Here is a 25,723-nt window from a genome sequence, read left to right as displayed (position 1 = left end):
CAGGAGAAAACCATGGTCACCTTCAAGAAGACCCAACTCGCCAGCCTCATCACCGCCCTGGCGCTTGCCATGGCGTGCGGGACTGTCATGGCCAAAGACGGCAATTCGGGCGGCTCCGGCAAGGGCGGCGGTTCCAGCGGATCGTCCTCGTCCGGCGGCGGAAACAGCGGCGGCGGCAATAGCGGCGGTGGAAACAGCGGTAGCGGCAAGGGCGGCGACTCCAAGGGTGGTTCCTCCGGCGGGTCGTCGGGCGGTTCTTCTTCCTCGGGTGGTGGCTCCAGCTCCGGTGGCAACTCCTCTGGCGGCGGTTCTTCCGGCGGCGGCTCCAACTCCGGCAGCGGCAAAGGCGGATCCTCGGGTTCGTCCAACGGCGGCTCTTCGGGTGGCGGTTCGTCGAGCGGCGGCTCCGCTGGTGGCAGCTCTTCGGGTGGTGGCTCGTCCAGCGGTGGCTCCTCGGGTTCTTCCAGCGGAGGCCGCTCGGGCTCGGACAGCAGCAGCCGTTCTGGCGAAAGCCGTGGCCGAGGCGGCGACGATTCCAGCTCGTCGAGCAGCTCCTCGTCCAGCAGTTCTTCCACTTCGAGCAGCAGTTCGTCGACCAGCACCAGCGATGACCGTGGTCGTGGCCGTGGCCGCGGCACCGACGACGGCCCGAACCACCACGCCGATGGCCATGTCAGCGGCCGTGACCGGCCCCGTGGTGTCGAGGACAGCCCGAACCACCACGCCGACGGTCACATCAGCGGCCGCGACCGGCCCCGTGGCGTGGAAGACAACGGTGTGGCAGATGCACCGGACGACAGCGACGGCCGCGTGCGCGGTCGCGGCACCCTCACCGCCCCGGGCCTGAACACCATCGGCACCGTGACCGCACCCGGCCAGACGCGCACCCGCACCCGTGGTGCCGATGACGCTCCTGGCCAGACACGCACCCGTACCCGCGGCGCCGACGACGCCCCGGGCCACACCCGTCAAAGCGGTGTGGACGATCTCGCAGCGCGCGTGGGCAACTGAACGCGCGAGGCGGTACTCTTCGCCCGGCTTCGGCCGGGCTTTTTTATGCCTCAGCGATAGCTGTTGAGCAGGATGCTGGTCTCGGTCCCGCGGATGCCGCTGATGAGCCGGACCCGCTCCAGCGCCTTGGAGAGTTCGGCCATCGTGCCGACCTCCAGCTCGGCCAGCAGGTCCCAGCGGCCATTGGTGTCGTGCAGCGCGGACACCGCCGGCTCGCCCAGCAGGCTGGCGATCACCAGCCGCGTCTGGTTGCCCTCGACCAGCACCCCCATCCAGGCGCGGATGCGTTCGGTCTGCGCCTCGGGCTTGAGGCGCACCGTGTAGCCCACGATCACCTGCGTGTCTTCGAGCTTGCGCAACCGGTTGGTCACCGTGCCACGCGAGACCTTGAGCTTGTGCGCCAGATCGGCCACCGACAGGCGGGCGTCCTGCCGCAGCAGGGCAATGAGTTGCTGGTCCAGATCGTCCATGTTCAAAATGACATTCAATGTTGACGTTTTGACCGATTTTCTGCCATTTCTCTACTTTCTTGCCGATTTTCATTGTCAGAGAACGCCCGCACACTGCCCACTCCCCCAGCCGTTGCCTGGGACATTGCGCGAAGACCAGCATGAAAACGACCGTCCACAACCCCGATCTCGCCCGCTTCGTCGAAGCCGGCACGCTGTACCTGGGTGCCCCTGAAGCCGCCGAACTGGTGCGCCGCCACGGCGTGGCCGGCAGCATTGAAGCCATCGCCGCCAACATCCGCGCCGACTTTCTGCGCTGGGCCGACTTCGACAAGACCGCCCGCGTGGCCGCGCACTCGGCCGGCGGCGTGATCGAGCTCATGCCCGTGGCCGACGACCACCGCTACAGCTTCAAGTACGTCAACGGCCATCCGGGCAACACGCGCCTGGGCCTGTCGACCGTGATGGCCTTCGGGGTGCTCGCGGACGTCGACACCGGCGCCCCGCTGTTCCTGAGCGAGCTCACGCTCACCACAGCGCTGCGCACCGCAGCCATGTCGGCCCTGGCCGCGAAAACCCTGGCGCGGCCGGACAGCCACGTGATGGCGCTGATCGGCAATGGCGCGCAGAGCGAATTCCAGGCGCTGGCCTTCCAGCACCTGGTCGGCATCACCGACCTGCGGCTGTACGACGTGGACCCGGCCGCCACCGCCAAGCTGGTGGCCAACCTGCAGGGCAGCGGCCTGCGCGCCACCGTCTGCCAGAGCACCGCCGAAGCGGTGAAGGGTGCCGACATCGTGACCACCGTGACCGCCGACAAAGCGATGGCGCTGATCCTCACGCCCGACATGATCGAGCCTGGCATGCACCTGAACGCCGTGGGCGGCGACTGCCCGGGCAAGACCGAACTGCACGGCGACATCCTCGACGCCGCCAAGGTGTTCGTGGAATACGAGCCGCAATCGCGCGTGGAAGGCGAAATCCAGCACAAGCCGGCGGAATTCGCCGTCACCGAGCTCTGGCAAGTGCTGCGCGGCGAACGCGCCGGGCGCGACAGCGCCGACCAGGTCACCGTGTTCGACTCGGTGGGTTTCGCACTGGAAGACTTCTCGGCCCTGCGCTTCATGCAGCAGACCGCTGAACGCCTGGGCCTGGGCGAGCGCATCGCGCTGATCCCGCAACTGGCCGACCCCAAGAACCTGTTCGGCACGCTGCGCGCGAGCGCCCCGTTGCTTTCCGCCGGTTCCCCGCTAACGGCCTGAGCACCCCCTCAGCGCGTCAGCCCCATGAACAGCTGCGGCAGCCGCTCTGGCAGGCGCTGCACGTTCTCGATCACCGTGTGGCGGCCACCGAAGATGTCGCCGACGTACGCGTCGGCCATCGGGTCCAGACTGATGCAGTGGGTGTAGATGCCTTCCTGACCGAGTTCGCGCACGGCCTCGCGCGCATCTTCGATCAGCGCGCGCTCGTCGGGCGTGTCGACGTCGCTGGGCTCGCCGTCGGTGAGGATCAGCAACAGCTTCTTGTCGGACTTTCGCGCACCGAGGTAGTGACCGGCGTGGCGCAGCGCAGCGCCCATGCGGGTCGAATACGCCGCCTCGATGCCCGCCAGCCGACCTTTGACCGCATCGTCGAAGCCTTCCTCGAAGCCCTTGATGTGGTGGTAGCGCACGTCGTGCCGCGTGTTGGAATGAAAGCCGGCGATCGCAAAGGGATCGCCCAGCTGCTCAATGGCCCAGGCCAGCAGCGTGACCGCCTCGCGGCTGAGTTCGAGCACGGTCTGTTCGGCGCCGTCCACAGGGGCGTTCAATGAGTGCGACAGGTCCAGCAACAGCAGCACCGCAATGTCGCGGCCATCGGTGCGGTGGCTCATGTGAACGCGCGGGTCGGGCGCAGCACCTCCCCTGAAATCGGTCAGCGAGCGGATCGCGACATCCAGGTCCAGCTCACTGCCGTCTTCCTGAAAACGGATGCGTTGCCTGTCCTGCGGTTTGAGCAGGTCGAGCAAGCGCTGCAGCTGCTTGGCCAGCGCGGCGTGGCGCGCCAGGATGCGGTGGATGTCGGCCGCGTCGCCGCAAGGCTGGAGGCGCTCGTACAGGCTCACCCAGTCGGGCCGGAAGCTCTGGCTCTGGTGGTCCCACTCCGGATAGTGGCGCGGCGGCAGGCTGTTCACGTCGGGCGGCGTCCCGCGCTGTTGCGGGTCGTCGAAGCTCTCTTCTTCATCGCCCGCTTCGATGTAGATCCACAGGTGGCGGTTGTCGTCGCGGTAGTCGACCTCGGTGTCGGTGAAGAACACGTCGGGCAACTGGTCGCTCTGGCGGCGGATGCGCGCGACGCAGGACAGCGCCAGCTGTGCCATGGCTTCCGTGCTCGACGGGCCATCGGCCAGCGTCTCGTGGAAGCGCCGGCAGAACGCGAGCAGATCCGGGTCTCCGTAACCATGTGCCGAGTCCAGCAGGGCACGCGAGAGCATGGCCAGGCGGTGTCGCAGGCACGATTGCGTCGCTGGATCGCAGGCACCCTCGACCGGCGTCGGGTGCAGGCGCAGCAGCGTGTCTCGCAGGCCCGGGTATTCGCGCAGCACCAGCGTGTCGATGCGCGCGTCTTCGAAGGTCTCCACCGCCAGCCTTTGAGCCGGGCTCCAGTTGTCGGCCACCTGCGGCCGGCTCCAGCGCCGGTGCCCGGCCATGTGGGCCAGCGCCGCGCGGTAGCGGTCGATGCCGCGCACCCCGGCGCGGTCCTCGTACACGTCGGGCAGGCGCATGCCCTGGTCGTCGACATAGGGCCGCGCTGACAGCGGCATGCCGGCGTTCGCAGCCACACCCGCATACGACACGGTCGCATAGGGCACCAGTGTTGCCTCCTGCCGCCACAGCGCCCGCAGGGTCAGCTCCAGCTCGCGCGTTTGATCGGCCAGCAGCGTGCCGCGGCGCTCGCGCTGCAACACCGCGCGCGCGTCAGCGCTGCGCAGGCCGAAGTACTCGCGCTGGTGCTCCGGGTGGTGCAGGTGGTTGCGGATGCCGTACTCGACCCAGCGCCCCAGGCCCCCCACACTGAGCAGGTCCAGCAGGCGCGGCGCCTGCTCGAAGAACAGCGGCAGGCCGGGGCTCGCGAAGGTCTTGTGGTGACCGTGGATCGAACCGGTGGTGCGGTCCATGAAGTCCAGCGACAGGCTGAGGTAGCGCTGAAAGGCCGGCAGCGCCGGCAGTCGGCGTGCCACCGCCGGCAGACTCTGCAGGAACGGCACGATGGCCTTGCCGTTGGGCGACTTGTAGAGCGCGTGGACCGTGGCGGCGATGGTGGGCAACGCGTCTTCCCCGAGCGAGCGCGCGACCTGCGGCCACTCGGCGAGAAAGATCAGCATCGGCTCGACACCACGCCCCAGCTTGCCCAGCGTGCGAGCCTGGTCGAGGTAGGCGTCCAGCCCCTCGGGGGACAGCGCGGCCACGGCGTCGACCATGCAGCTCTCGAACACCGGGTCCACCTCGGCAAAGCGCGTGTCCAGCCGCGCCCGCCAGAGCGGCAGGTGCTCCTGGAAACCCGCAAGTTCGACAGCGGTCATGCCGTGCTCCGAAGGCTCAGGCAGCCTCGAGCTCAGCGTCAAACACGGCATCGATGGCGTGGTCCAGCGTCGCGCGGATGTCGGCGTCGTCGGTGATCGGCCGCACCAGCGCCATGCGGCAGGCCTCACGAGGCGCCACGCCGCGCTGCATCAACGTCGCGGCATAGACCATCAGCCGCGTCGAGATGCCCTCGACCAGACCGTGGCCCTTGAGGTTGCGCGCGGCCACAGCGATCTGCACCAGCCGGGCGGCCAGCGTCTCGTCGATGCCGGTCTCGCTGGCAACAATGCGCGCCTCCTGATCGGGTGGCGGGTAGTCGAAGTCGAAGGCGGCGAAGCGCTGTTTGGTCGAGGGCTTGAGGTCCTTCATCAGGTTCTGGTAGCCCGGGTTGTAGGAGATCACGAGCTGGAAGTCCGGGTGCGCGCGCACCTGCTCGCCCTTCTTGTCCAGCGGCAGCGTGCGGCGGTGGTCGGTGAGCGGGTGGATGACGACGGTGGTGTCCTGCCGCGCCTCGACGATTTCGTCGAGGTAGCAGATGGCACCGATGCGGGCGGCCTGGGTGAGCGGTCCGTCGAGCCAGCGGGTGCCGTTGGCGTCGAGCAGGTAGCGGCCCACGAGGTCGGACGCGGTCATGTCTTCGTTGCAGGCGACAGTGATGAGGGGTTTGCCGAGCTTCCAGGCCATGTGTTCGACGAAGCGCGACTTGCCGCAGCCTGTGGGGCCTTTGAGCATGACGGGCAGGCGGGCGGCGTAGGCGGCTTCGTAGAGCCGGACTTCGTTGCCTTGGGGCTGGTAGTACGGCTCGTGTTCGATGCGGTAGTCATTGGTCATCGCTGTCTCCGTTGGGATCCTGCTTCTTGGGGCTGCTTTGAAGACACTTCGTTCGCGCGTTGATTGCGATGGGTGCCCGACTCCGCTCATGTCCCCCGGTCCGGGCTGTGCCCGGCCCTCCTCCTTTACTTCGCTAGGACGGGCACCCATCGCAATCAACGCAGATGCCTTTGTGCTCACCGTTGGCACGCCTTGCTGCTTCGGGTTCGGAGGGCACTGGGCGTACTGCAAAGCGAGGTAAAGGAGGAGACGGCGGCACGCCGTCGGGGGACACGAGCGGCGCAGTGCGCCCAGTGCCCTCCGAACCCGAAGCAGCCGCCACCAAGAAGAAGGGAAGTTACTTGTGCGTCCCAAGCTTCTCGCGCCACCCGGGGAAGAGCTTGTCCGCATCCCCAGGAAACGAAGCAAACGCCCGAGCGAACTCCGGGTGCTCCTTCGCGAACTCAATCGGGTCTGCTCCCGACTTCCAGCACTCATACGACTGCCGCAAGGAAATCGCACCCGCCGCCGGCGAATCGATGTGACCGTACGAACCACCACCCGAGGTGTTGATCACGTTGCCGTGACCCAGGTTCTGGAAGAAGCCCGGCAGGCGCAGCGCGTTCATGCCGCCTGAAATGATCGGCGTCGTCGGCTTCATGCCGTACCACTTCTGGAAGTACACCGGCCCCTGGCACTCGTCGCGCTCGATCATGTAGGCGATCAGGCGGTCGTCGTTTTCGCCTTCCATCTTGCCGAAGCCCATCGTCCCCACGTGGATGCCCGACGCCCCCTGCAGGCGTGCGATCTTGGCCAGCACGAAGGCCGTGTAGCCGCGCTTGGCGCTGGGGCTGGTGATCATGCCGTGGCCCGCGCGGTGGTAGTGCAGGTACTGGTTCGGATACTGACGGCGAGCCGTCGTGATCATGCCCGGGCCACCCACGAACCCGTCCACCAGGAACGCCACCTTGTCCGCATCCGGTCCGAACGCTTCAAGGATGAAGTCGGCGCGCGCCAGCATCTCGTAGTGGTCGTCGGCCGTGATGTTGGCTGAGAACAGCTTGGCCTGACCGGTCTCGTCCATCGCACGCTTCATCGCATCCACCACCAGCGGGATCGTCTTCTTCATTGGCGAGAACACCTGGTTGCCCTGCGGCTCGTCGTTCTTGATGAAGTCGCCGCCCAGCCAGAACTGGTAGGCCGCCTTGGCGAAAGGCTCGGGGCGCAGGCCCAGCTTGGGTTTGATGATGGTGCCGGCGATGTAGCCGCCGTCCTTGACCGGCCGGCCCAGCACGCGCCACATGTCCGAGATGTCCTTGCTCGGGCCGTCGAACAGCTGGATCGCGCGCTCGGGCATGTAGAAGTCGTGGATCTTGGCGTGCTGGATATCGCCCATGCCCTGGTTGTTGCCGATCACCAGCGTGAGGAAGCTCACCATCATCATCCGGCCATCGGTCACGTTGCGGTCGAACAGGTCGATCGGGTAGGCGATCCGCATGTCTTCGGTGGCTTCGTCGATGTAGTAGACGAGCGCGTCCAGGCCCTTGGTGAAGTCGTCGGTGGTGCTCACCTCGACGTTGGTGCCGGTCGAGGATTCGGCGGCGAAGTGGGCCGCGGCCTCGAGATAGCCGTGGCCTGCCTTGGGCTTCATGCGGTAGGCCACGAGGATGTGCTTGCCACCGGCGATCAGGTCGGCTTCCTTGAGGCTGAGGTCGGCGTAACGGTTGCTTTGGTCCATGGATCGTCTCCGTGAGGTCTTGGGATGGAGGCGATTGTTGGTGGCGGAATGATTTTGTAAAAGTAAAATGTTTTTACGATAACGTTTTACTTTTCAAACCATCAGGACATTGCGTGAACCTGCGCCACCTCACCCTGCACCAGCTGCGCATCTTTCACGCCGTGGCCGAGCACAACAGCTTCGCGCGCGCGGCCGAGGCGCTGCACCTCTCGCCGCCCACGCTCTCGCTGCAGGTCAAGCAGCTGTCGGAAACGGTGGGCCAGCCGCTGTTTGAGCAACTTGGCAAGAAGATCTACCTCACCCCGGCCGGCAAGACCCTGGCCGAGGCCAGCGGCGACATCCAGCTGCGGCTGGACCGGCTTTCGGAGGACCTCTCGGCCTTGCAGGGCATCGAACGCGGCAGCCTCAAGCTCGCGATCCTGACCACGGTGAAGTACACCGTGCCCAAGCTGCTCGGCGGCTTTTGCGCCGCGCACCCGGGCATCGACGTCGCCATGGTGGTGGGCAACCGCGAGAACCTGCTGCAGCGCCTGGCCAACAACCAGGACGATCTCTACATCATGGGTCAGCCGCCCGAGCAGCTGGACGTGCTCAGCGAGCCCTTTGCCGACAACCCGCTGGTGCTGGTGGCGCCGCCCGGACATCCGCTGGTGGGGAGAAAACGCATCGCGCCCGCGCGGCTCAAGGACGAGCCCTTCATCCTGCGCGAGGCAGGTTCGGGCACGCGACTCACCACCGAGAAGTTCTTCGCTGCGCACGGCATCACGCTCAAGAACCGGCTGGAGGTCGGCAGCAACGAAGCGATCAAGCAGACGGTGGCCGGTGGCCTGGGGCTGGCTGTCCTGTCAGGCCACACGCTGACGGCCGAGCTGGCGCTGGGTGAGCTGGTGCAACTGGATGTGAAAGGCTTTCCACTGATCCGCCGCTGGCACGTGGTCGTGCCGCGGGGCAAGCGTCTGTCTGCTGCGGCGCAGGCGTTCCGGGAGTGGCTGTTCACGCACCGCTGAGGGCGCGGGCCAGCATGCGGATTTCCACCTGGTCGATGCGGCGCCCTTCGAGCTTGATCACCTCGAAGCACCAGCCCGCGCAGTCGATGTGGTCGCCCTGCGCCAGCAGTTCACCGGCCACACTCTGCATCAGACCGGCGACTGTGTTGTAACGGCCCCTGTCCTCATCGGGCAGTTCGTCGATGTCCAGCCGCGCCTTGAGCTCAGCCACCGGCATCGCACCATCGACCCGCCAGGAACCGTCGTCCTGCTTGGTGGCCCAGGCGTCGACCGGGCGCTCCGGCGACAGCTCGCCGGTGATCGCTTCGAGAAGGTCCAGTGGCGTCATCAGGCCCTGCACCACACCGTATTCGTCGACCACGAAGGCCATGCGCGTGGCGCGGGCGCGGAACTGTTCCAGCAGCTCCATGCCGGTCAGTGTCTCGGGCACGAAGGTGGCCGGCTGCGCGTGCTCGCCAATGGTTCCCGCCGCATTCGACTCGCGCAGCGCCAGCAGGCGTGGCAGATGGATCACACCGACCACATCGTCGAGCCCGCCCCGGCACACCGGGTACCACGAGTGACCGTCGGACCAGGCCTGGGCGGCTCCATGCTCCACGCTGTCCGCCGCATCGAGCCAGCGAATGTCGGCGCGCGGCACCATGATGGAAATCAGCTGGCGGTCGTCCAGCAGGAACACGTTGCGCACCATCTGGTGCTCGTGCGCCTCGATGATGCCGGCGTCCACGCCCTCCTCCAGGCTGGCGTTGATTTCTTCCTCGGTCACGAACTGCTGCGCGTTGGTGTCGATGCGCAGCAGCTTGAGCACCCACTGCGTGGTGTGCGTCAGCAGCCAGACGAAGGGCTTGGCCGCCTTGGCCACAAAGGCCATGGGACGCGACACCCAGCGCGCCACGGTCTCGGGATAGAGCTGGCCGATGCGCTTGGGCACCAGCTCGCCGAACACGATGGTCACAAAGGTGATGACCGCCACCACGATGCCGGTGGCCACGGCCTCCGCGGTGCGCGCTGCCAGACCCCAGCCGACCAGTGATGCCGCCACGCCATCGCTGAAGGCGGCCTCGCCCACGATGCCGTTGAGCATGCCGATCGAGGTGATGCCCACCTGCACCGACGACAGGAACTGAGTCGGGTGCTCCAGCAGCACCAACGCGGTCTGCGCCCCCTTGTCGCCGGCTTCGGCCATCGCCGCGAGCCGGGCCTTGCGGCTGGCTGCCAGCGACATCTCGGACATCGCGAACGCGCCGTTGAGCAGGGTCAGAAAGATGATGAGCAGGGTATCCATAATCGGCCGATGGCACTTTACCTGATCGGCGACGTGCAGGGCTGCGATGAAGCTCTGGGCCGCCTGCTCGTCGAAATCGCGTTTTCACCCAGCCGAGACACGCTGGTCCTGCTGGGAGATCTGGTCAACCGCGGGCCGCAGTCGCTGGCGGTGCTGCGGCGCATGATGGCGCTCGACGGCGCGGCGCACTGCCTGCTGGGCAACCACGACCTGCACCTGCTCGCGGTCGCGCATGGGGTGCGCAAGCCGCACCGCAGTGACACGCTGGACGACATCCTGCAGGCACCAGACCGCAACATCCTGCTCGACTGGCTGCGCAGGCGCCCGATGGCGCTGCAGATGCAGGGCTGGCTGATGGTGCATGCGGGCGTGCTGCCGCAATGGGATGCGGCACAGACGCTGGTGCTGGCACACGAACTCGAAAGCGAGCTTCGCGGGCCAGAATGGGGCGTGTTCCTGCACAACATGTACGGCAACCGGCCAGACCAATGGAGCGACGGGTTGCGGGGTCTGGACCGCCTGCGCGTGATCGTCAATGCGTTGACGCGGCTGAGGTTCTGCAGCGCCGACGGCGTGATGGAGTTCGAGACCAAGGACAGCGCTGCGTCGGCGCCCGAAGGATTCATGCCGTGGTTTGAGGTGCCAGGCCGGCGCAGCGAGGGTGAACGGATCGCGTTCGGCCACTGGTCGACCCTGCGCGATGTGCACCGCAGCGACCTGCTGGCGCTGGACACCGGCTGTGTCTGGGGCGGTTGTCTGACGGCGGCGCGCATTGGAACCGACAGCGTTGAACACATCCACGTGCGCTGCGAGCAGGCCCAGAAACCCGGACCGGCCTGAGCCGGCCGCGCCACGATCAGGCGTTTTCCGTCGGGGTGCTTTCCGTCGAAGCGGGTTCGGTCGGCTTGAACAGCGCCGGCAGCTTCTTGCGCGTCTTGATGTTCGGCGAAAGGCGGCTCGGCTTGGGCGCAGCCTCCTCCCACGACGGCTTCGCATCGTCGGCCATCGCCGGTTCGTAGGGTTTGTCGAACAACGGATCGGCCGGCGGGCGGTTGGGCCGCACTGGGCGGCGGTCGGCTCCACGGTCCTCGCGGCTGGAACGGCCTTCGCGGGTCTGGCGGGCCTCACGGATTTCGCGGCCTTCTCGCCCACCATCGCGCGGGGCTTCGCCGGTGCCAGCATCACTTTCGCGCCAGGCACGCTGGCCGTCGTTGAAACGGCCGGCCGGCCGCTTGTCGGCTTCCAGCTCCACGGCTTCGAGTTCGAGCTTCTTGCCGATGAGCTTCTCGATGTCGGCCATCAGTCGCGTGTCCTTGCCGCTCACGAACGAGACGGCCAGGCCCGAAGCGCCAGCACGGCCGGTGCGACCGATGCGGTGCACATAGTCTTCGGCGTTGAACGGGATGTCGAAATTGAACACCGCCGGCACGTCCTTGATGTCCAGGCCGCGTGCGGCCACGTCGGTGCAGACCAGCAGGTCGACCTGCCCCTGCTTGAACGCATCCAGCGCTTTCAGGCGCTCGTCCTGGCTCTTGTCGCCGTGCAGCGCGGTGGTCTTGAGACCGTCGCGCTCCAGGGAACGCGCCAGCCGCGCGCAGCCGAGCTTGCTGTTGACGAACACAAACGCCTGCGAGACGCCGCGCTCGCGCAGGATCTGGCGCAGCACAGGCCGCTTGTCGTCATCGTCGACGCGGTAGAAGTGCTGTTCGACGGTCGATGCGGTCGCGTTGGAGCGCGCCACTTCGATGGTGATCGGGTCCTGCAGGTAGCTGCCGGCCAGCCGCTTGATCTCGGGCGAAAACGTGGCGGAGAACAGCAGCGTGGTGCGGGTCTTGGGCAGGTAGGACAGGATGCGCTGCAGGTCGGGCAGGAAGCCGATGTCCAGCATGCGGTCGGCCTCGTCGAGCACCACGTACTCGACCTGGTTGAGCACGCAGTTCTTGGCCTCGATGTGGTCCAGCAGACGGCCCGGCGTCGCCACCAGCACCTCGACGCCCTTCTTGAGCTCAGCGGTCTGGGGCTTCATGTCCATGCCGCCGAACACCACCGTGCTGCGCAGCTGGGTGTATTTGGCGTACTGGGCGATCTGGTCGGCCACCTGGTCGGCCAGTTCGCGCGTGGGCAGCAGCACCAGGGCGCGCACCGGGTGGCGCGCGGGCGAGGTGGAGGCGTTCTCGTGCTTGAGCATGCGCTGCAGCAACGGCAGCGAGAAAGCGGCGGTCTTGCCGGTGCCGGTCTGCGCGGCACCCATCACGTCACGCCCCTGCAGCACGACCGGAATGGCCTGTGCCTGGATGGGCGTCATGCTCTCGTAACCCATCTCCGCGATGGCGCGGGCGAGGTTGGGAGAGAGCTGGAGTTCGGAAAAGGATTGGGTCATGGACTTTCGGGTTAGCCCCCTATTGTCTCACTTTGACCCCAATCTGCCCAAATGGTGTGCAACGGACGCCCTTGGGCCGGACTCAGAGCTGCCGCGTGTTGAAGGTGTCGCAGGCCTGCACGTTGCCCGCTTCCAGCCCCTTGTGGAACCAGCGCTGACGCTGTTCGCTGGTGCCGTGGGTGAAGCTGTCGGGCACCGCGTAGCCCTGGCTGCGCTTCTGCAGCGTGTCGTCTCCAATGGCGGAGGCGGCATTGAGCGCCTCTTCGACGTCACCAGGCTCCAGTATCGCCTTGCTCTTGTGGTTGTGATACGCCCAGATACCGGCAAAACAGTCGGCCTGGAGCTCCAGGCGCACCGACAGCGCGTTGTATTCGCGCTCGCTCACGCGCTGGCGGGCCTGCTCGACCTTGCCGGAAATACCCGTGAGGTTCTGGACGTGGTGTCCTACCTCGTGCGCAATCACATAGGCTTGCGCGAAGTCGCCCGGTGCGCCGAGCTGGCGGCGCATGGTGTCGTAGAACGCCAGATCGATGTAGACCTTCTGGTCACCCGGGCAGTAGAACGGACCCATCGCAGACTGGCCAGTGCCACAGGCGGTCGGCGTGACGCCCCGGTAGAGCACCATGCGCGGCTTCTCGTACTGGCTGCCACTCTGCTGGAACAGGGTGGTCCAGACGTCCTCGGTGCCGGCCAGCACCGAAGACACGAAGCGGCCCATCTCGTCGTCGGGTTTGTCGGTCTTGCCCGATGCGGCGGGCACCGTCTGGGCCGAGTCGGGCATCAATTCCCCGCCACCGCCGAGCACGCCCAGCACCGTCAGCGGGTTGATGCCGAAGATCCAGCTGGCCAGCAGCGCGATCACGATGGTGCCGAATCCGATGCCACGGCCGCCCACGCGCCGAGGTGCACCGCCTCCGCCGCCAAACATGCCACCGCTTTCATTGCGACGGTCCTCGATGTTGTCCGACTGGCGGTTGTTTTCCCATTTCATGTGCGCACTCCTCGGGCCACCTGTGTCGGGGCCAACGCTGCATTATGCAAACGAAAGCACCAACAAAAAGCGCTGCCGAGGCAGCGCTTGCGAAAGTACCGTTGCTGAGGCGATCAGGCCACAGCGGGCTTGAAGTCGCTGGTCGGCTGGCCCTGGAAGTCGGTCCAGCAGCGGCGGGTGAAATCGTAGAGCTTGCACTTGCGCGCGGTCTCGAAGTACCAGCGCCAGGAGAAGCGCTGGATGATGATGCGACCGGGCAAGGTGTCTTCCAGCAGTTTCTGCGCGTTCTTGAGCTTGTACAGCGGCACGCTCATGTCCACATGGTGGGCGGTGTGCTCCATGATGTGGTGCATCAGGGCACCGATCTTCATCGGGAATGTCAGGTGCACCGTGGTCGACACGAAAGGCGCGGCCTTGGCCCAGGCGTGCTTGTCGTCGTGCCACTGCACCGCGGTGTGCGTGTGGTGCACGTAGACCACGAAACCGATCATGGCGTTCCAGAACAGGAACGGGATCACGAACCCGTATCCCACCAGCGCCCAGGCCGACTGGTCAGTGCCATAGGCGGCACCGATCAGGGCCGCGATCCACAGCACGGCATAGACCGTCACCAGCACGCCGTCGCGCGTGAATTCCGGGCGGCTGGTGCCCATGTAGGTCTTGCGCGGGAAATACATGCGGTTCCACCACATCTCGACCAGGTAATACAGCGCCGGGCCCCAGCCACTGCGGTAGATGCGCTCCATGAAACGGCGTCCGGGCTTGAGACCCTCGAACTCTTCCTTGGTCAGCGGCGCCCAGACGAAGTCCACGCCCTTGAGGTTGGTGTAGCCGTGGTGCACGACGTTGTGTCCGACTTCCCAGAGGCTGTACGGCGTGAGCGAGGGCACCATCGCGATGCGGCCCAGGATGCGGTTGAGGCCGCGGTGCGGCGTGTAGCTCTGGTGGCAGGCGTCATGGCCGATGATGAACAGGCGCCCGATCACGAAACCAGCGGCCAGGCCACAGACCAGCTTGGCCCACCAGGCGTCCAGCAACACCGTACCGACGATCAGGGCCAGGAACGCGATCCAGTCAATGACCAGCAGCGCGATGCCCACGGCAGTGCGCTGCTCGGCAATCGGCGTCAGCCAGCCGCGAATCACTTTGCGGTGTGGCAGTGGCTGCCCGAGCGGAATCGGATCGGGAGGCAGGGCGTGGACGTTCGGGTCAGACATTCTGGGTCGGAAGGGAGCTAACACCCGGCTGGCGGGCACCATGTGAGGCCACGATTTCGCCGCATTTCTGCACCGAATCGAGCGATCTCCCTAATTTTATCTGGCGTCCGTGAAGACTGCCTGACAAATATCAAGGCAGAAAAAGGGCTTTTCCGGACAACCGGCGCAATCAGGTCTTTGGCAGTGTGACGCCGACCTGGCCCTGGTACTTGCCGCCGCGGTCCTTGTAGCTGGTCTCGCAGACCTCGTCGCTCTCGAAGAACAAGACCTGCGCGCAGCCCTCACCAGCGTAGATCTTGGCCGGCAGCGGCGTCGTATTGCTGAACTCCAGCGTCACGTAGCCTTCCCATTCGGGTTCAAAGGGCGTGACATTGACGATGATGCCGCACCGTGCGTAGGTGCTCTTGCCCAGACAGATGGTGAGCACATTGCGCGGGATGCGGAAGTACTCCATCGTGCGCGCCAGCGCAAAGCTGTTGGGCGGGATCACGCAGACATCCTTGTTGATGTCCACGAAACTGTTCTCGTCGAAGTTCTTCGGGTCCACCACCGTGCTGTGGATGTTGGTGAAGACCTTGAATTCGGGCGCACAGCGGATGTCGTAGCCGTAGCTGCTGGTGCCGTAGCTGACGATCTTTTCGCCGGCCGCGTTCTGCCGGACCTGGCCGGGCTCGAAGGGCTCGATCATTCCGTGCTCTTCGGCCATGCGGCGGATCCATTTGTCGCTCTTGATGCTCATGCTGCGTGCTCCGTGAATAGCCCCCGATTGTAGGGAGCGCCCTGCTGGGCTGCCGCAGCGGACTCAGGCCGTGACTGTCCGGCTCACGACCCGGTCATCACCCAACACGATCAGCGCGAACAACAACTCGTCCAGATTGCCAGCCTGCGCCGTCTTGCGGGCCAGTAGCGGCGTGGCCTTCGGGTTCAGCACCACGAAGTCTGCTTCGTTGCCCGGCGTGAGGTTGCCGACCACTCCCTGCAGGCCCAACGCCAGCGCGGCGCCCGCGGTGTGTTGCCACCACAGCTGGCCCGGCGTCAGGCTCAGCCCCGGTTTGGTGTGCCCTTCGCGCCCCACATAGTACGCGGCCATCATGGTGTGGAAGGGAGAAAAGCTGGTTCCACCACCCACATCGCTGGCCAGGCCGTAGCGCATGCCAGCGGCATCGGCCGCTGCGTAGTCAAAGAAGCCGCTGCCCAGGAACAGGTTGCTGGTGGGGCTGATGGCCGCGGCGGCGCCCGTTTCCTTCATCAGACGCCGGTCGTGCGCGTCGAGATGGATGCAATGGGCGTAGACCGCGCGCTCGCGCAGCAGACCGAAATCCCCATACACACCCAGGTAGCTGCGAGCGTCCGGGAAAAGCTCTGCCACCCACTTCACTTCATCGTGGTTCTCGGCCACATGCGACTGGATCCACACATCGCCGTACTTCGCGGCGAGTTCGCCCGCACCACGCAACTGCGCCTCACTGCTGGTTGGCGCAAAGCGCGGCGTGATCGCATAACCCAACCGATCCACGCCGTGCCAGCGGCGGATCAGGCTTTCGGTGTCGATCAGGCTTTGTTCGGTCTGGTCGCGCACGCCGTCCGGGCTGTGTCGGTCCTGCAGCACCTTGCCGGTGATGAAGCGCAGTCCGCGTGACTGGGCCACCTCGAAGGCAGCGTCCACCGACGCCGGATGCGAAGACGCGAAGGTCAGTGCCGTCGTGACGCCATGGCGGGCCAGTTCGTCGAAGAAGAAATCGGCCACGCTGCGCGCATAGTCCTTGTCGGCAAAACGCGATTCGTGGGGAAAGGTGTAGTTCTCCAGCCAGGGCAGCAGACCGGCCGCCGGCGCACCAATCACATCGGTCTGCGGATAGTGCACGTGCAAGTCGATGAAGCCTGGCGCGATCAGGTATCCCCGCAGGTCTTCCACCGCCACGCCGGCAAAACGTTCGATCAACGCATCGTGATCTCCGACCGCGCGCACCACCTTGCGGCCGTGCGCGTCGGGACCAACGACCAGCAGGCCGTCGGACTCATACAGGGGTTGGTGGTCGTCGCCGAATCGGAGCAACGCGGCGCGGTAGGCTTTCATCACCGGCGAAGCTTAGCCGCCGCACCGTCACTGCGCATACTGACTGTCGCATAACCACCATCTGGCCGTGCAACCCGTCACGCAAACCCGCAAAGCCTCAGCGAGAGACCTTGCCAATCACGCCGTCGGCGAACCAGTTCATGCCGAGGATCGCGCCATCGTCCAGCGACTGCCCCGGTGCGATCACGGTCTTGCCTTCGTTGTCCTTCACACCCCGCTTGCCGCCGGTGAACACCGCGAGCTTTCCGGCCGCCATCTCGGCCTGGCGCTTCTGCACCTCGGACTGCACGGCGGCGGGCACCTTGCTGCCGAAGCTGTCGACGCGGATCATGCCTTCGCGCACGCCACCCCAGACGCTGCCGCTCTTCCAGCTGCCATCCAGCACCGCCTTGACACGCCGCGTGTAGTAGTCGCCCCACTGGTGCGTGACTGCCGCCACCTGCGCATCGGGCGCCACCTTGCGCATGTCGGAGTGGTAGGCCACGGCGAGCCTGCCGCGTTCCTGTGCCGCGACCATCACGGCGTTCGAGCCGGTGTGGAATGCCAGCACTTCGGCGCCCTGGTTCATCAGGCTCACCGCCGCGTCGCGTTCGCGCGGCGGGTTGAACCATTCACCGAGGAACACCACGCGCACCGTCGCCTTCGGATTGACCGAGCGCATGCCAAGCGCGAAGGCATTGATGCCCTGCACCACCTCGGGAATTGGAAAACCCGCGACGTAACCGGCTTGCGTCGCCATCCGCCCCGCGGCGATGCCGGCGAGGTAGCGGCCTTCGTAGTAGCGCGCGTTGGACGCGGCCACATTGGTCGCCGTCTTGTAACCGGTGACCGACTCGAACTTCACGCCTGGAAACTCCTGCGCCACCTTGAGCGTGGGCTCCATGTAGCCGAAGCTGGGTGTGAAGATGATCTGGTTGCCCTGCATCGCCAGGTCACGGATCACGCGCTCCGCGTCCGGGCCTTCGGCCACGTTCTCGACGAAGGTGGTCTTGACCTGACCGGGCAACGCGGCCTCGACCGCGAGGCGGCCCTGGTCGTGCTGGCGCACCCAGCCCGCATCGGTCAGCGGCGCGACATAGACGAAGGCAGCCTTGACCGGCGGCGACGACGGTTGGGAAAAAACAGGGGAGAAAAAACAGGCGGCCGCGAGTGCGGCTGCGAGGTTTTTGTACATGGTGGTCCTCTACATGGCTTCCGGCAGACAAAAGAAAACGAGCCGGGGAAGCACCGGCTCGTCGGACGGGATTTTACCGGAGCGGCTCAGCCCGCGGCCACGCGCTCCAGTTCGGTAAGGCAGGACTGTCGCCGTTCCTCACCGATGAAGCTGGCCTCGAAGCTGTTCTTCGCGAGCTGGATCACGTCGTCGCGGCTGAGTTGAAGCGCCTGCACGGTCTGTTCGAAGTTAGCGTTCATGTAGCCGCCGAAGTAGGCCGGGTCGTCGGAGTTGACCGTGGCGCACAGGCCGGCATCGAGCATCCTTTTGAGCGGGTGATCGCGCAGGTCCTTCACCACGCACAGCTTGAGGTTGGACAGCGGGCACACCGTCAGCGGCATGCGCGAACGTGCCAGATCAGCCATCAACACGGCATCCTGCATGACCGCCACCCCGTGGTCGATGCGTTGCACCTGCAGCAAGTCGATCGCTTCGCGCATGTAGGCCGGTGGCCCTTCCTCGCCCGCGTGCGCGACCAGCTTCAGGCCCAGCTCGCGGCAACGCGCGAAGACCCGTTGGAACTTCGAAGGCGGGTGGCCGAGCTCGCTCGAATCGAGGCCGATGCCGATGAAGTGTTCGCGGAACGGCAGCGCGGCCTCCAGCGTGGCGAAGGCATCCTCTTCGCTCAGGTGGCGCAGGAAACACAGGATCAGCGCCGAGCTGATGCCCAGCTCCGCTTCTGCCCGACGGCAGGCGCCCGTCAGCCCTTCGATCACCGCCGCCATCGGCACACCACGCGCCGTATGCGTCTGCGGATCAAAAAACAGCTCGGTGTGCATGACGTGATCGGCTTTGGCGCGCAGGAAGTAGGCCCAGGCCATGTCGTGAAAATCCTGCGCCGTCAGCAGCACGCTGGCGCCCGCGTAGTAGATGTCCAGGAAGCTCTGCAGGTCGGTGAATGCATAGGCGGCGCGCAAGGCTTCGACACTGGGATAGCTCAAGGTCACACCGTTGCGCTGGGCGAGCGCGAAGATCAGCTCAGGCTCCAGCGAGCCTTCGATGTGGATGTGCAGCTCGGCCTTGGGGATCGCGCGGGCGAGTTCGATGGCGTTCATGGAAGTTCCTTTTCGGTCAGCAGACACCCAGCGACATGCCCAGGCGCGCGAGGTAGCGCCGGTAAGCGCTGGACATGCGGTCGGCCGGTCCGTGCACCTCCCCAACCGGCCCGTCCTTGCCGATGGGCAGGCGTTTGGGTTGCTGCGACTCGACCACCGGCCGGTCCTGCGCGAACACCGCGTTCTGGAAATCACGCAGCTCTTCATCGTCCGACAGGTCACCCAGCGTGGCCATCGCGAACCAGGCGGTGCAGGCCTCGGGGCCATCGGGGCGGATGAACAGCGCGATCGCGTTGCTCACCGGATCGCCCTCGGCCGCGTCCTTGCGCAGGATGGCGGCGAAAGGATGCGGCACGTCGTAGCGGTAGGCGATCCAGGCACCCTGCTCGGCTCCCACGTAGGCCCGCGGCTGCCAGGCCTTGCACTCGCGCGCCTTCACGCCGTCGGGGCCTTCGTCGACCCGGCCGGTCTCAACCTGCGCATGGCTGCGCGCGCCCAGCCAGCCTTCGTGCACAAAGCCGAAGTGGCTCAGGTCCAGGAAGTTTTCCACCAGGCGCGGCGCGCTGGTCCCCACCTCATAAGGGCCACACAGCACCTGGCGCCACACCGGATCGCTCCAGGCATCGAACGCTGGCGGCTCGCACAGCGTGGCGGGCACCTCCGACCGGTCTGGCCGTTCCAGCCGCACCCAGACCAGACCATGGCCCTCCTGCGCTTCGAACACGTCCACACAATGTGCGGCGGGCGGCTCGAACGCCGGCGCGGCCGGCACATGCACGCTGCGCCCCACGGTCACCGGCTCGCCGTGCCCCTGGCGCGCCGCCACCTCGCCCGCAAATTGCCAGCCGTGGTACGGGCATTCCAGCCGCGCGCCGTGCAAGTGGTGCAGCACACGGCCGAGCGAAAGCTTCGCACCACGGTGCGGACAGCGATCGGCCCAGGCATGCACCAGCCCCGCAGCACCTTCGTGACCCGGCTCGCGCCAGAGCACCAGCGCCTGCCCCAGCAGCTCCACCGCCACCGGGTCTTCACGCAGATGAATTCCCGCAATCACCGGGTGCCAGAGTTGTCTTTCGATCATGTGGATCCTTGAAACAGAAAAGGCCGCCCGAAGGCGGCCTTTGTTCGGGCTGTCAGCGAAGTTCCGACATCAGTTCGGGAGTTTCCCCTCGACGCCCTTGACGTAGAACTTGATGCCGCCCAGGAACTTGTCGTCGGCAACCACGTCCTTGGCCAGCACTTCCTTGCCGTCCTGACCCATGATCGGGCCCTTCCAGATGGCGAAGGAACCGTCCTTCAGGCCGGCCTTGACCGTGTCGATCTTGGCTTTGGCTTCGGCCGGCACGTCGGCGGCGATGGAGACGATGTCGATCGCGCCTTCCTTCACGCCCCACCAGACACCGCCGGTCGCCCAGGTGCCTTCCAGCGCGTCCTTGACGGCCTTCTTGTAGTACGGGCCCCAGTTGATGACGGACGAGGCCAGGTGGGCCTTGGGACCGTAGGCGGTCATGTCGGAATCCCATCCGAAGGCACGCTTGCCCTTCTCTTCGGCGGTCTTGAGCACGGCCGGGGAGTCGGTGTTCTGCATCAGAACGTCGGCGCCGCCGTTGATCAGCGAGGTGGCAGCTTCGGTTTCCTTCGGCGGATCAAACCAGCCGTTGACCCAGACCACCTTGGTCTTGACCTTGGGGTTCACCGACTGGGCGCCCAGGGTGAAGCTGTTGATGTTGCGGATCACTTCGGGAATTGGGATCGAGGCCACGACACCGAGGGTGTTGGTCTTGGTCACCGAACCGGCGATCACGCCAGCCATGTACGCGCCTTCGTAGGTGCGGCTGTCGTAGGTGCGCATATTCTCGGCGGTCTTGTAGCCGGTGGCGTGCTCGAACTTCACGTCCTTGAAGTCGGGCGCGACCTTGAGCATGGGCTCCATGTAGCCGAAGGTGGTGCCGAAGATGACCTTGTTGCCCTGGCTGGCCAGGTCACGCATCACGCGCTCGGCGTCGGGGCCTTCGGGCACGCCTTCGACGAAGCTGGTCTTGATCTTGTCGCCGAACTCGGCTTCCAGCGCCTTGCGGGCGTTGTCGTGCGCGAAGGTCCAGCCGCCGTCGCCCACCGGGCCGACGTAGGCGAACGCCACCTTCAGGGGCTCGGCCTTGGGAGCGGGTGCGGCCGCAGCGGGTGCCGCCGCCGGCGCAGCAGCAGGAGCTGCAGGCGCTTCTTCCTTCTTGCCGCAGCCGATCAGGGCCGCGCTGGCCACGGCGGTGAGCGCCGCGAGCTTGATGAGGGAACGTTTGTTCAGGTCGGTCATGAAAACCTCTTGGTGGGTTGGGGTGAAAGGGAAATTATGAACCCGTCAGGAGCCGGGATAAAACGGTTTGCCGATCGATGCGGGCATGTTGATGCGGATCCATGTCGGGTTGCGAGAGATCAGCACCAGCACCACGATGGTCGCCAGGTACGGCATCATGGTCAGGAACTGGCTGGGCACATTGACGCCCATGCCCTGCAGGTGGAACTGCAGCATGGTCACGAAACCAAACAGGTAGGCACCCATCAGCACCCGAGCGGGGCGCCAGGTCGCGAAGGTCGTGAGGGCCAGCGCGATCCAGCCCTTGCCGGCGATCATGCCCTCGACCCACAGCGGCGTGTAGGCGGTCGACACATACGCACCGGCCAGGCCACACAGCGCCCCGCCAGCGATCACGGCCAGGAACCGGATGCGACGCACCGGATAGCCCAGCGCGTGGGCCGACTCGGGGCTCTCGCCCACGCTGCGCAGCACCAGACCCGCGCGCGTGCGCCAGAGGAACCAGATCAGGCCCGCCACCAGGGCCATGCAGACATAGACCATCGGGTGGTGGCGGAACAGCGCGGCGCCCAGAAACGGGATCTCTGACAGCACCGGGATCGGCGTCGCCGGCGTGGTGTTCAGTTTGGCCTGCACGTAGCTGGTGCCGGCAAACGCCGAGAAGCCGCCACCGAAGAGCGTGAGCGCCAGGCCGGTCGCGTACTGGTTGGTGTTGAGCCAGATCACCAGCACGCCGAAGATCGCGGCCAGCAGCGCGCCGACCAGCATGCCAGCGGCAAAGCCCAGCAGCGGGCTGCCGGTGTTGACCACCGTGGCAAAACCCGCCAACGCGGCGCACAGCATCATGCCCTCGGCGCCGAGGTTGACGATGCCGGCCTTTTCGTTGATCAGCAGCCCCAGCGAGGCGATCGCCAGCACGGTGCCGGCGTTGAGGGAAGCAGCGATGAGAAGAGCGGTGGAGTCCATGTCAGCGTTCCTCTTACTTCTTCCAGACCACGCGGTACGCGATCAGCGTGTCGCAGGCCAGCAGCGCAAACAGCAGCAGGCCCTGGAACACGCCGGTGATCGACTTGGGCAGGCCCAGCCGCGACTGCGCCAGCTCGCCGCCGATGTAGAACATGCTCATCAGGATGGCCGAGAACACGATGCCCACCGGATGCAGGCGGCCGACGAAGGCCACGATGATGGCCGCGAAGCCGTAGCCCATCGGTACATAGGGTGTGAGCTGGCCAATCGGCCCGGCCACTTCCAGCGCGCCCGCCAGACCGGCCGCCGCACCCGAGGTCAGCAGGGCCACCCACAGCGCCTTGCGCGAAGAAAACCCCGCGTAGCGCGCCGCGGCGGGTGCCAGGCCGCCGACGATCTGGGCGAACCCGGCGTAGGTGCGGAACAGGAACAGCCAGGCCCCCGCCACACCGGCGAGCGCCAGCAACAGGCCGATGTTCAGCCGCGTGCCCTGCACCAGCTTCGGAATCTGGGTCACCGCGTCGAAGGTCTTGGTCTGCGGGAAGTTGTAACCCAGCGGGTCCTTCCAGGGACCGTAGACCAGGTAATTGAGCACCTGGATCGCCACATAGACCAGCATCAGGCTGACCAGGATCTCGTTGGCATTGAATCGGTCGCGCAGCAACGCCGTGATGCCGGCCCAGAGCATGCCGCCGAAGACACCCGCCAGGAGGATCAGCACCACCACGCCGCGCCCGGTATCCGGCCCGGCCGACAGCGCCACGCCCGCGGCGAAGATCGCGCCAAGAACGTACTGGCCTTCGGCGCCGATGTTCCAGACGTTGGAGCGGAAACACACGGCGAGCCCCAACGCGATGATCAGCAGGGGCGTGGCTTTGACCATCAGTTCGGTCAGCGCATAGCCGCTCTTGAGCGGCTCCCAGAAAAACACTTGCAGGCCACGCACCGGGTCCTTGCCCAGCAGCGCAAACAGGATCACGCCGATCACCACGGTGATGGCCAGCGCCAGCAGCGGCGAGGCGTAGCCCCAACGCGCCGAGGGTTGGGGACGGGCTTCAAGCCGCAACATGCGCGCTCTCCTTGTGGTTGTGGTTCGCGCCGTCCCAGAGGCCCGACATCCATTCGCCGATCAGCTCCACCGTCGCCCTGGCGCGGTCGATCGAGGGCGAGAGACGCCCCTTGGCAATCACGTGCAGCCGGTCGCTGATCTCGAAAAGCTCGTCCAGCTCCTCGCTGACCACCAGCACCGCGCAACCGGCATCGCGCAGCGCCAGGATCTCGCCGCGGATCTGCGCCGAAGCACCGACGTCCACACCCCAGGTTGGCTGGCTGACGATCAGCAGCTTGGGTTTGGCCTCGATCTCGCGGCCGACGATGAACTTCTGCAGGTTGCCGCCCGAGAGCGACTTGGCCGCCGCGCCCGGCCCGTTGGCCTTGACGTTGTAGCGGGCAATGATGTCTTCGGCCTGCGCCTTGAGCGCGCCCAGCCGCAGCCAGCCGCCCTTGCCCAGCGCGTCGCGGCGGGTGAGCAGCAGGTTGTGCGCCAGTGACAGCGTCGGCACCGCGCCGCGGCCCAGCCGCTCTTCGGGCACGAAGTGCAGGCCCAATGCGCGGCGCCGGCCCGGCGGCAGGCGCGACGCGTCCTGCCCGCCCACGCGGACGCTGCCAGCGGGTGCATGGGTGTCTTCGCCAGAGAGCGCGTAGAGCAGCTCGGCCTGTCCGTTGCCCGAGACACCGGCGATGCCGACCACCTCCCCGGCACGCACCGTCAGCGCGATGTCGGCCAGATCGGTGCCGAAAGGGTCGCCGCTGGCGAGGGTCAGGCCCTGGACCTCCAGCACCGCGGCGCCGGCGTTGAGCGCACGCGCCTGCAGCGCCGGCGGTTCGGCGCCGATCATCAGGCGCGAGAGCGAGGCGTTGCTTTCGTTCTGCGGGTTGCAGACCCCGGTGACCTGCCCGCCGCGCAGCACGGTGCAGGCGGTGCAGAGTTCGCGGATCTCGTGCAGCTTGTGGCTGATGTACAGGATCGAGCAGCCTTCGGAGGCCAGTTTCTTCAGAACCACGAAGAGCTTCTCTACCGCCTGCGGCGTCAGCACCGAGGTCGGTTCGTCCAGGATCAGCAGCTGCGGGCTGGTCAGCAGCGCGCGGATGATTTCCACCCGCTGCATCTCGCCAACGGACAGCGTATGCACCGGGCGCTTGGGGTCGATGTCCAGGCCGTACTCGGCCGCCGTGGCGTCGATGCTGGCGGTCACCTCGGCCAGCGTGAGCGACTTGTCCAGCCCCAGCCAGACGTTTTCGGCCACGGTGATGGTGTCGAACAGCGAAAAGTGCTGGAACACCATGCTGATGCCCAGCGCCCGCGCTTCCTGCGGGTTGCGGATCGCGACCTGCCGGCCGTTGAACATCACCGCGCCTTCGTCGGGCTTGACCGAGCCGTAGATGATCTTCATCAGCGTGGACTTGCCGGCGCCGTTCTCGCCCAGCACGGCATGGATCTCGCCGGGCGCGACAGACAGCGAGACGTTGCTGTTGGCCACCACGCCGGGATAGCGCTTGGTGATGCCGGTCAGTTGCAGTCGGGGGGTCGTCAAGGCGATCTCCTTCTTGTTGTTCGGGGCAGACCCGGCATTGTCATGCCGCGTCCGCCTGCGCTTCGGTCCGGCGCAGCGAAGCCGCGACCGATTTGATCTGCTCGCGCAACCAGCGGCTGGCGCTGGAGGTGTGGGTGCGCTCATGCCAGAGCTGGTAATACATCATGCGCGGGAACGGTACCGGACAGGCCAGCACCTGGACCGGCAGCGAGGCGGTGAAGCGCTCGGCGTACTGGCGCCCGGTGGTCAGCACCAGCAGGCTGCCAGCCACCATGGCCGGGATCAGCCCGAAATGAGGGCAGCGCGCGACGATGTTGCGCGACAGGCCCTGGGTGTCCAGGTGTTCGTCGATGAAGCCACGGGCACCGGGGTGGGTTGGCGTGGGGGCGATGTGTTCGGCCGACAGCCATGCGTCGACGTCCCAGCCGCGCCGCGCGGCCGGGTGGTGATTGGCCACCAGACTCACCACCTCGTCGCCGAACAGGCGGCCCAGGTGCAGGTCTTCGGGCGGCTTGGGCCAGTTGCCGATCACCACCTCGTAGTGCCCCTGGGCCAGGTGCGAGCGGTAGTCGGCGTCGGCCGACAGGGGATGGATCTCGATGCCGCAGTGCGGTGCATTGGTCTTGATCTGGGTCACCAGCTGGGGCAGGAACAACGGGTCCAGGTAATCGCTGGCGGCCAGGCTGAAGCTGTGGGTCGCGGTCGCCGGGTCGAAGGCGCGGGCGTCGGAAAACAGCATTTCGGCGCTGCGCAGGATGCCGGCGGCTGGTTCGATCATGCGCAGACCGGCCACGGTAGGCACCATGCTGGCGCCCGAACGCACCAGAAGGGGGTCCCCGGCCAGTTCCCGCAGGCGCTTGAGCGACGCGCTGACCGCCGGCTGGTGCATGCCCAGCCGCAACGCCGCCCGCGACACGCTGCGCTCGGTCAGGACCGTGTGCAGCACGCGGATCAGGTGCAGATCAATCTTGTCGAACATGGACACGTATTTCATACCCTTGCATCATGCGCGCGGATGGGGTTCAGACATTCTCGCCATACGCCAGAGCATATGTT

At 66.3% G+C, this 25,723-nt stretch carries 22 protein-coding genes; 4 read left to right on the top strand and 18 right to left on the bottom strand.

Going from position 1 to position 25,723, the window contains the following annotated elements; translation table 11 throughout:
• Window positions 1–12 precede the first annotated feature (12 nt).
• On the top strand, window positions 13–1,011 hold the full coding sequence (locus ACLIJ1_RS10290; RefSeq protein ID WP_411365417.1) for a hypothetical protein: 999 nt from the start codon (window positions 13–15) through the stop codon (window positions 1,009–1,011).
• Window positions 1,012–1,061: 50 nt separating this feature from the next.
• Here ACLIJ1_RS10290 and ACLIJ1_RS10285 read toward each other — a convergent pair whose 3' ends face one another.
• The gene (locus ACLIJ1_RS10285) at window positions 1,062–1,481 is read right to left on the bottom strand and encodes an Lrp/AsnC family transcriptional regulator (protein ID WP_411365416.1); all 420 of its coding nucleotides are present in this window, start codon (window positions 1,479–1,481) and stop codon (window positions 1,062–1,064) included.
• A gap of 140 nt (window positions 1,482–1,621) precedes the next feature.
• Here ACLIJ1_RS10285 and ACLIJ1_RS10280 point away from each other — a divergent pair, with 140 nt between their 5' ends.
• Entirely contained in the window at window positions 1,622–2,722 is a 1,101-nt protein-coding gene (locus ACLIJ1_RS10280) for an ornithine cyclodeaminase (RefSeq protein WP_411365415.1), read from the top strand.
• Between the two features lie 8 nt (window positions 2,723–2,730).
• Here ACLIJ1_RS10280 and ACLIJ1_RS10275 read toward each other — a convergent pair whose 3' ends face one another.
• The 3 genes from ACLIJ1_RS10275 to ACLIJ1_RS10265 all read right to left on the bottom strand — a co-directional run bounded on the left by ACLIJ1_RS10275 (window position 2,731) and on the right by ACLIJ1_RS10265 (window position 7,571).
• The gene (locus ACLIJ1_RS10275) at window positions 2,731–5,022 is read right to left on the bottom strand and encodes a nitric oxide reductase activation protein NorD (RefSeq protein WP_411365414.1); all 2,292 of its coding nucleotides are present in this window, start codon (window positions 5,020–5,022) and stop codon (window positions 2,731–2,733) included.
• Between the two features lie 16 nt (window positions 5,023–5,038).
• Window positions 5,039–5,854, bottom strand: coding sequence for a CbbQ/NirQ/NorQ/GpvN family protein (locus tag ACLIJ1_RS10270; RefSeq protein WP_411365413.1), 816 nt, complete (start codon window positions 5,852–5,854; stop codon window positions 5,039–5,041).
• 337 nt (window positions 5,855–6,191) lie between these two features.
• Entirely contained in the window at window positions 6,192–7,571 is a 1,380-nt protein-coding gene (locus tag ACLIJ1_RS10265; protein ID WP_411365412.1) for a ribulose-bisphosphate carboxylase, read from the bottom strand.
• A 113-nt stretch (window positions 7,572–7,684) separates the two neighbouring features.
• Here ACLIJ1_RS10265 and ACLIJ1_RS10260 point away from each other — a divergent pair, with 113 nt between their 5' ends.
• Window positions 7,685–8,578, top strand: coding sequence for a LysR family transcriptional regulator (locus ACLIJ1_RS10260; RefSeq protein WP_411365411.1), 894 nt, complete (start codon window positions 7,685–7,687; stop codon window positions 8,576–8,578).
• On the opposite strand, the gene ACLIJ1_RS10255 is transcribed toward ACLIJ1_RS10260, so the two are convergent.
• Window positions 8,565–9,863 carry a hemolysin family protein gene (locus ACLIJ1_RS10255; protein ID WP_411365410.1) on the bottom strand — a complete coding sequence of 433 codons (1,299 nt, stop codon included), beginning with the start codon at window positions 9,861–9,863 and terminating at the stop codon, window positions 8,565–8,567. The two genes, ACLIJ1_RS10260 and ACLIJ1_RS10255, sit on opposite strands and share 14 nt — an antisense overlap.
• A 9-nt stretch (window positions 9,864–9,872) precedes the next feature.
• Here ACLIJ1_RS10255 and ACLIJ1_RS10250 point away from each other — a divergent pair, with 9 nt between their 5' ends.
• Entirely contained in the window at window positions 9,873–10,703 is an 831-nt protein-coding gene (locus tag ACLIJ1_RS10250) for a symmetrical bis(5'-nucleosyl)-tetraphosphatase (protein WP_411365409.1), read from the top strand.
• Window positions 10,704–10,719: 16 nt separating this feature from the next.
• On the opposite strand, the gene ACLIJ1_RS10245 is transcribed toward ACLIJ1_RS10250, so the two are convergent.
• From ACLIJ1_RS10245 to ACLIJ1_RS10185, 13 genes are all read right to left on the bottom strand, one after another.
• Window positions 10,720–12,243: a DEAD/DEAH box helicase gene (locus ACLIJ1_RS10245; RefSeq protein WP_411365408.1), complete on the bottom strand. Its 1,524-nt coding sequence runs from the start codon at window positions 12,241–12,243 to the stop codon at window positions 10,720–10,722.
• 82 nt (window positions 12,244–12,325) lie between these two features.
• On the bottom strand, window positions 12,326–13,234 hold the full coding sequence (locus tag ACLIJ1_RS10240) for a neutral zinc metallopeptidase (protein ID WP_411365407.1): 909 nt from the start codon (window positions 13,232–13,234) through the stop codon (window positions 12,326–12,328).
• Window positions 13,235–13,347: 113 nt separating this feature from the next.
• The gene (locus ACLIJ1_RS10235) at window positions 13,348–14,451 is read right to left on the bottom strand and encodes a fatty acid desaturase (RefSeq protein WP_411365406.1); all 1,104 of its coding nucleotides are present in this window, start codon (window positions 14,449–14,451) and stop codon (window positions 13,348–13,350) included.
• Between the two features lie 169 nt (window positions 14,452–14,620).
• On the bottom strand, window positions 14,621–15,190 hold the full coding sequence (dcd, locus tag ACLIJ1_RS10230) for a dCTP deaminase (protein ID WP_411365405.1): 570 nt from the start codon (window positions 15,188–15,190) through the stop codon (window positions 14,621–14,623).
• Window positions 15,191–15,253: 63 nt separating this feature from the next.
• Window positions 15,254–16,528, bottom strand: a complete 1,275-nt coding sequence (gene guaD / locus ACLIJ1_RS10225) for a guanine deaminase (protein WP_411365404.1) — start codon at window positions 16,526–16,528, stop codon at window positions 15,254–15,256.
• A gap of 97 nt (window positions 16,529–16,625) precedes the next feature.
• Window positions 16,626–17,702, bottom strand: a complete 1,077-nt coding sequence (locus ACLIJ1_RS10220; RefSeq protein ID WP_411365403.1) for a BMP family ABC transporter substrate-binding protein — start codon at window positions 17,700–17,702, stop codon at window positions 16,626–16,628.
• A gap of 86 nt (window positions 17,703–17,788) precedes the next feature.
• Window positions 17,789–18,796: an adenosine deaminase gene (locus ACLIJ1_RS10215; RefSeq protein WP_411365402.1), complete on the bottom strand. Its 1,008-nt coding sequence runs from the start codon at window positions 18,794–18,796 to the stop codon at window positions 17,789–17,791.
• Window positions 18,797–18,812: 16 nt separating this feature from the next.
• Window positions 18,813–19,877, bottom strand: coding sequence for a Rieske 2Fe-2S domain-containing protein (locus tag ACLIJ1_RS10210; RefSeq protein ID WP_411365401.1), 1,065 nt, complete (start codon window positions 19,875–19,877; stop codon window positions 18,813–18,815).
• Window positions 19,878–19,946: 69 nt separating this feature from the next.
• Entirely contained in the window at window positions 19,947–21,107 is a 1,161-nt protein-coding gene (locus tag ACLIJ1_RS10205) for a BMP family ABC transporter substrate-binding protein (protein ID WP_411365400.1), read from the bottom strand.
• Window positions 21,108–21,152: 45 nt separating this feature from the next.
• Window positions 21,153–22,073 (bottom strand): ABC transporter permease, encoded by a 921-nt coding sequence (locus tag ACLIJ1_RS10200; protein ID WP_411365399.1) that lies wholly within the window; start codon window positions 22,071–22,073, stop codon window positions 21,153–21,155.
• 13 nt (window positions 22,074–22,086) lie between these two features.
• Entirely contained in the window at window positions 22,087–23,142 is a 1,056-nt protein-coding gene (locus ACLIJ1_RS10195; RefSeq protein WP_411365398.1) for an ABC transporter permease, read from the bottom strand.
• Window positions 23,129–24,667: an ABC transporter ATP-binding protein gene (locus ACLIJ1_RS10190; protein WP_411365397.1), complete on the bottom strand. Its 1,539-nt coding sequence runs from the start codon at window positions 24,665–24,667 to the stop codon at window positions 23,129–23,131. Before ACLIJ1_RS10190 ends, ACLIJ1_RS10195 begins: the two co-directional genes overlap by 14 nt.
• A gap of 40 nt (window positions 24,668–24,707) precedes the next feature.
• Window positions 24,708–25,661 carry a LysR family transcriptional regulator gene (locus tag ACLIJ1_RS10185; RefSeq protein ID WP_411365396.1) on the bottom strand — a complete coding sequence of 318 codons (954 nt, stop codon included), beginning with the start codon at window positions 25,659–25,661 and terminating at the stop codon, window positions 24,708–24,710.
• Between the last annotated feature and the right edge of the window lie 62 nt (window positions 25,662–25,723).

This window comes from Hydrogenophaga sp. RWCD_12, from assembly GCF_046604225.1.
Lineage (GTDB): Bacteria > Pseudomonadota > Gammaproteobacteria > Burkholderiales > Burkholderiaceae_C > Hydrogenophaga.
Note: the sequence above shows the minus strand (reverse complement) of the source record. Positions and strands in the feature narration are given on the sequence as shown.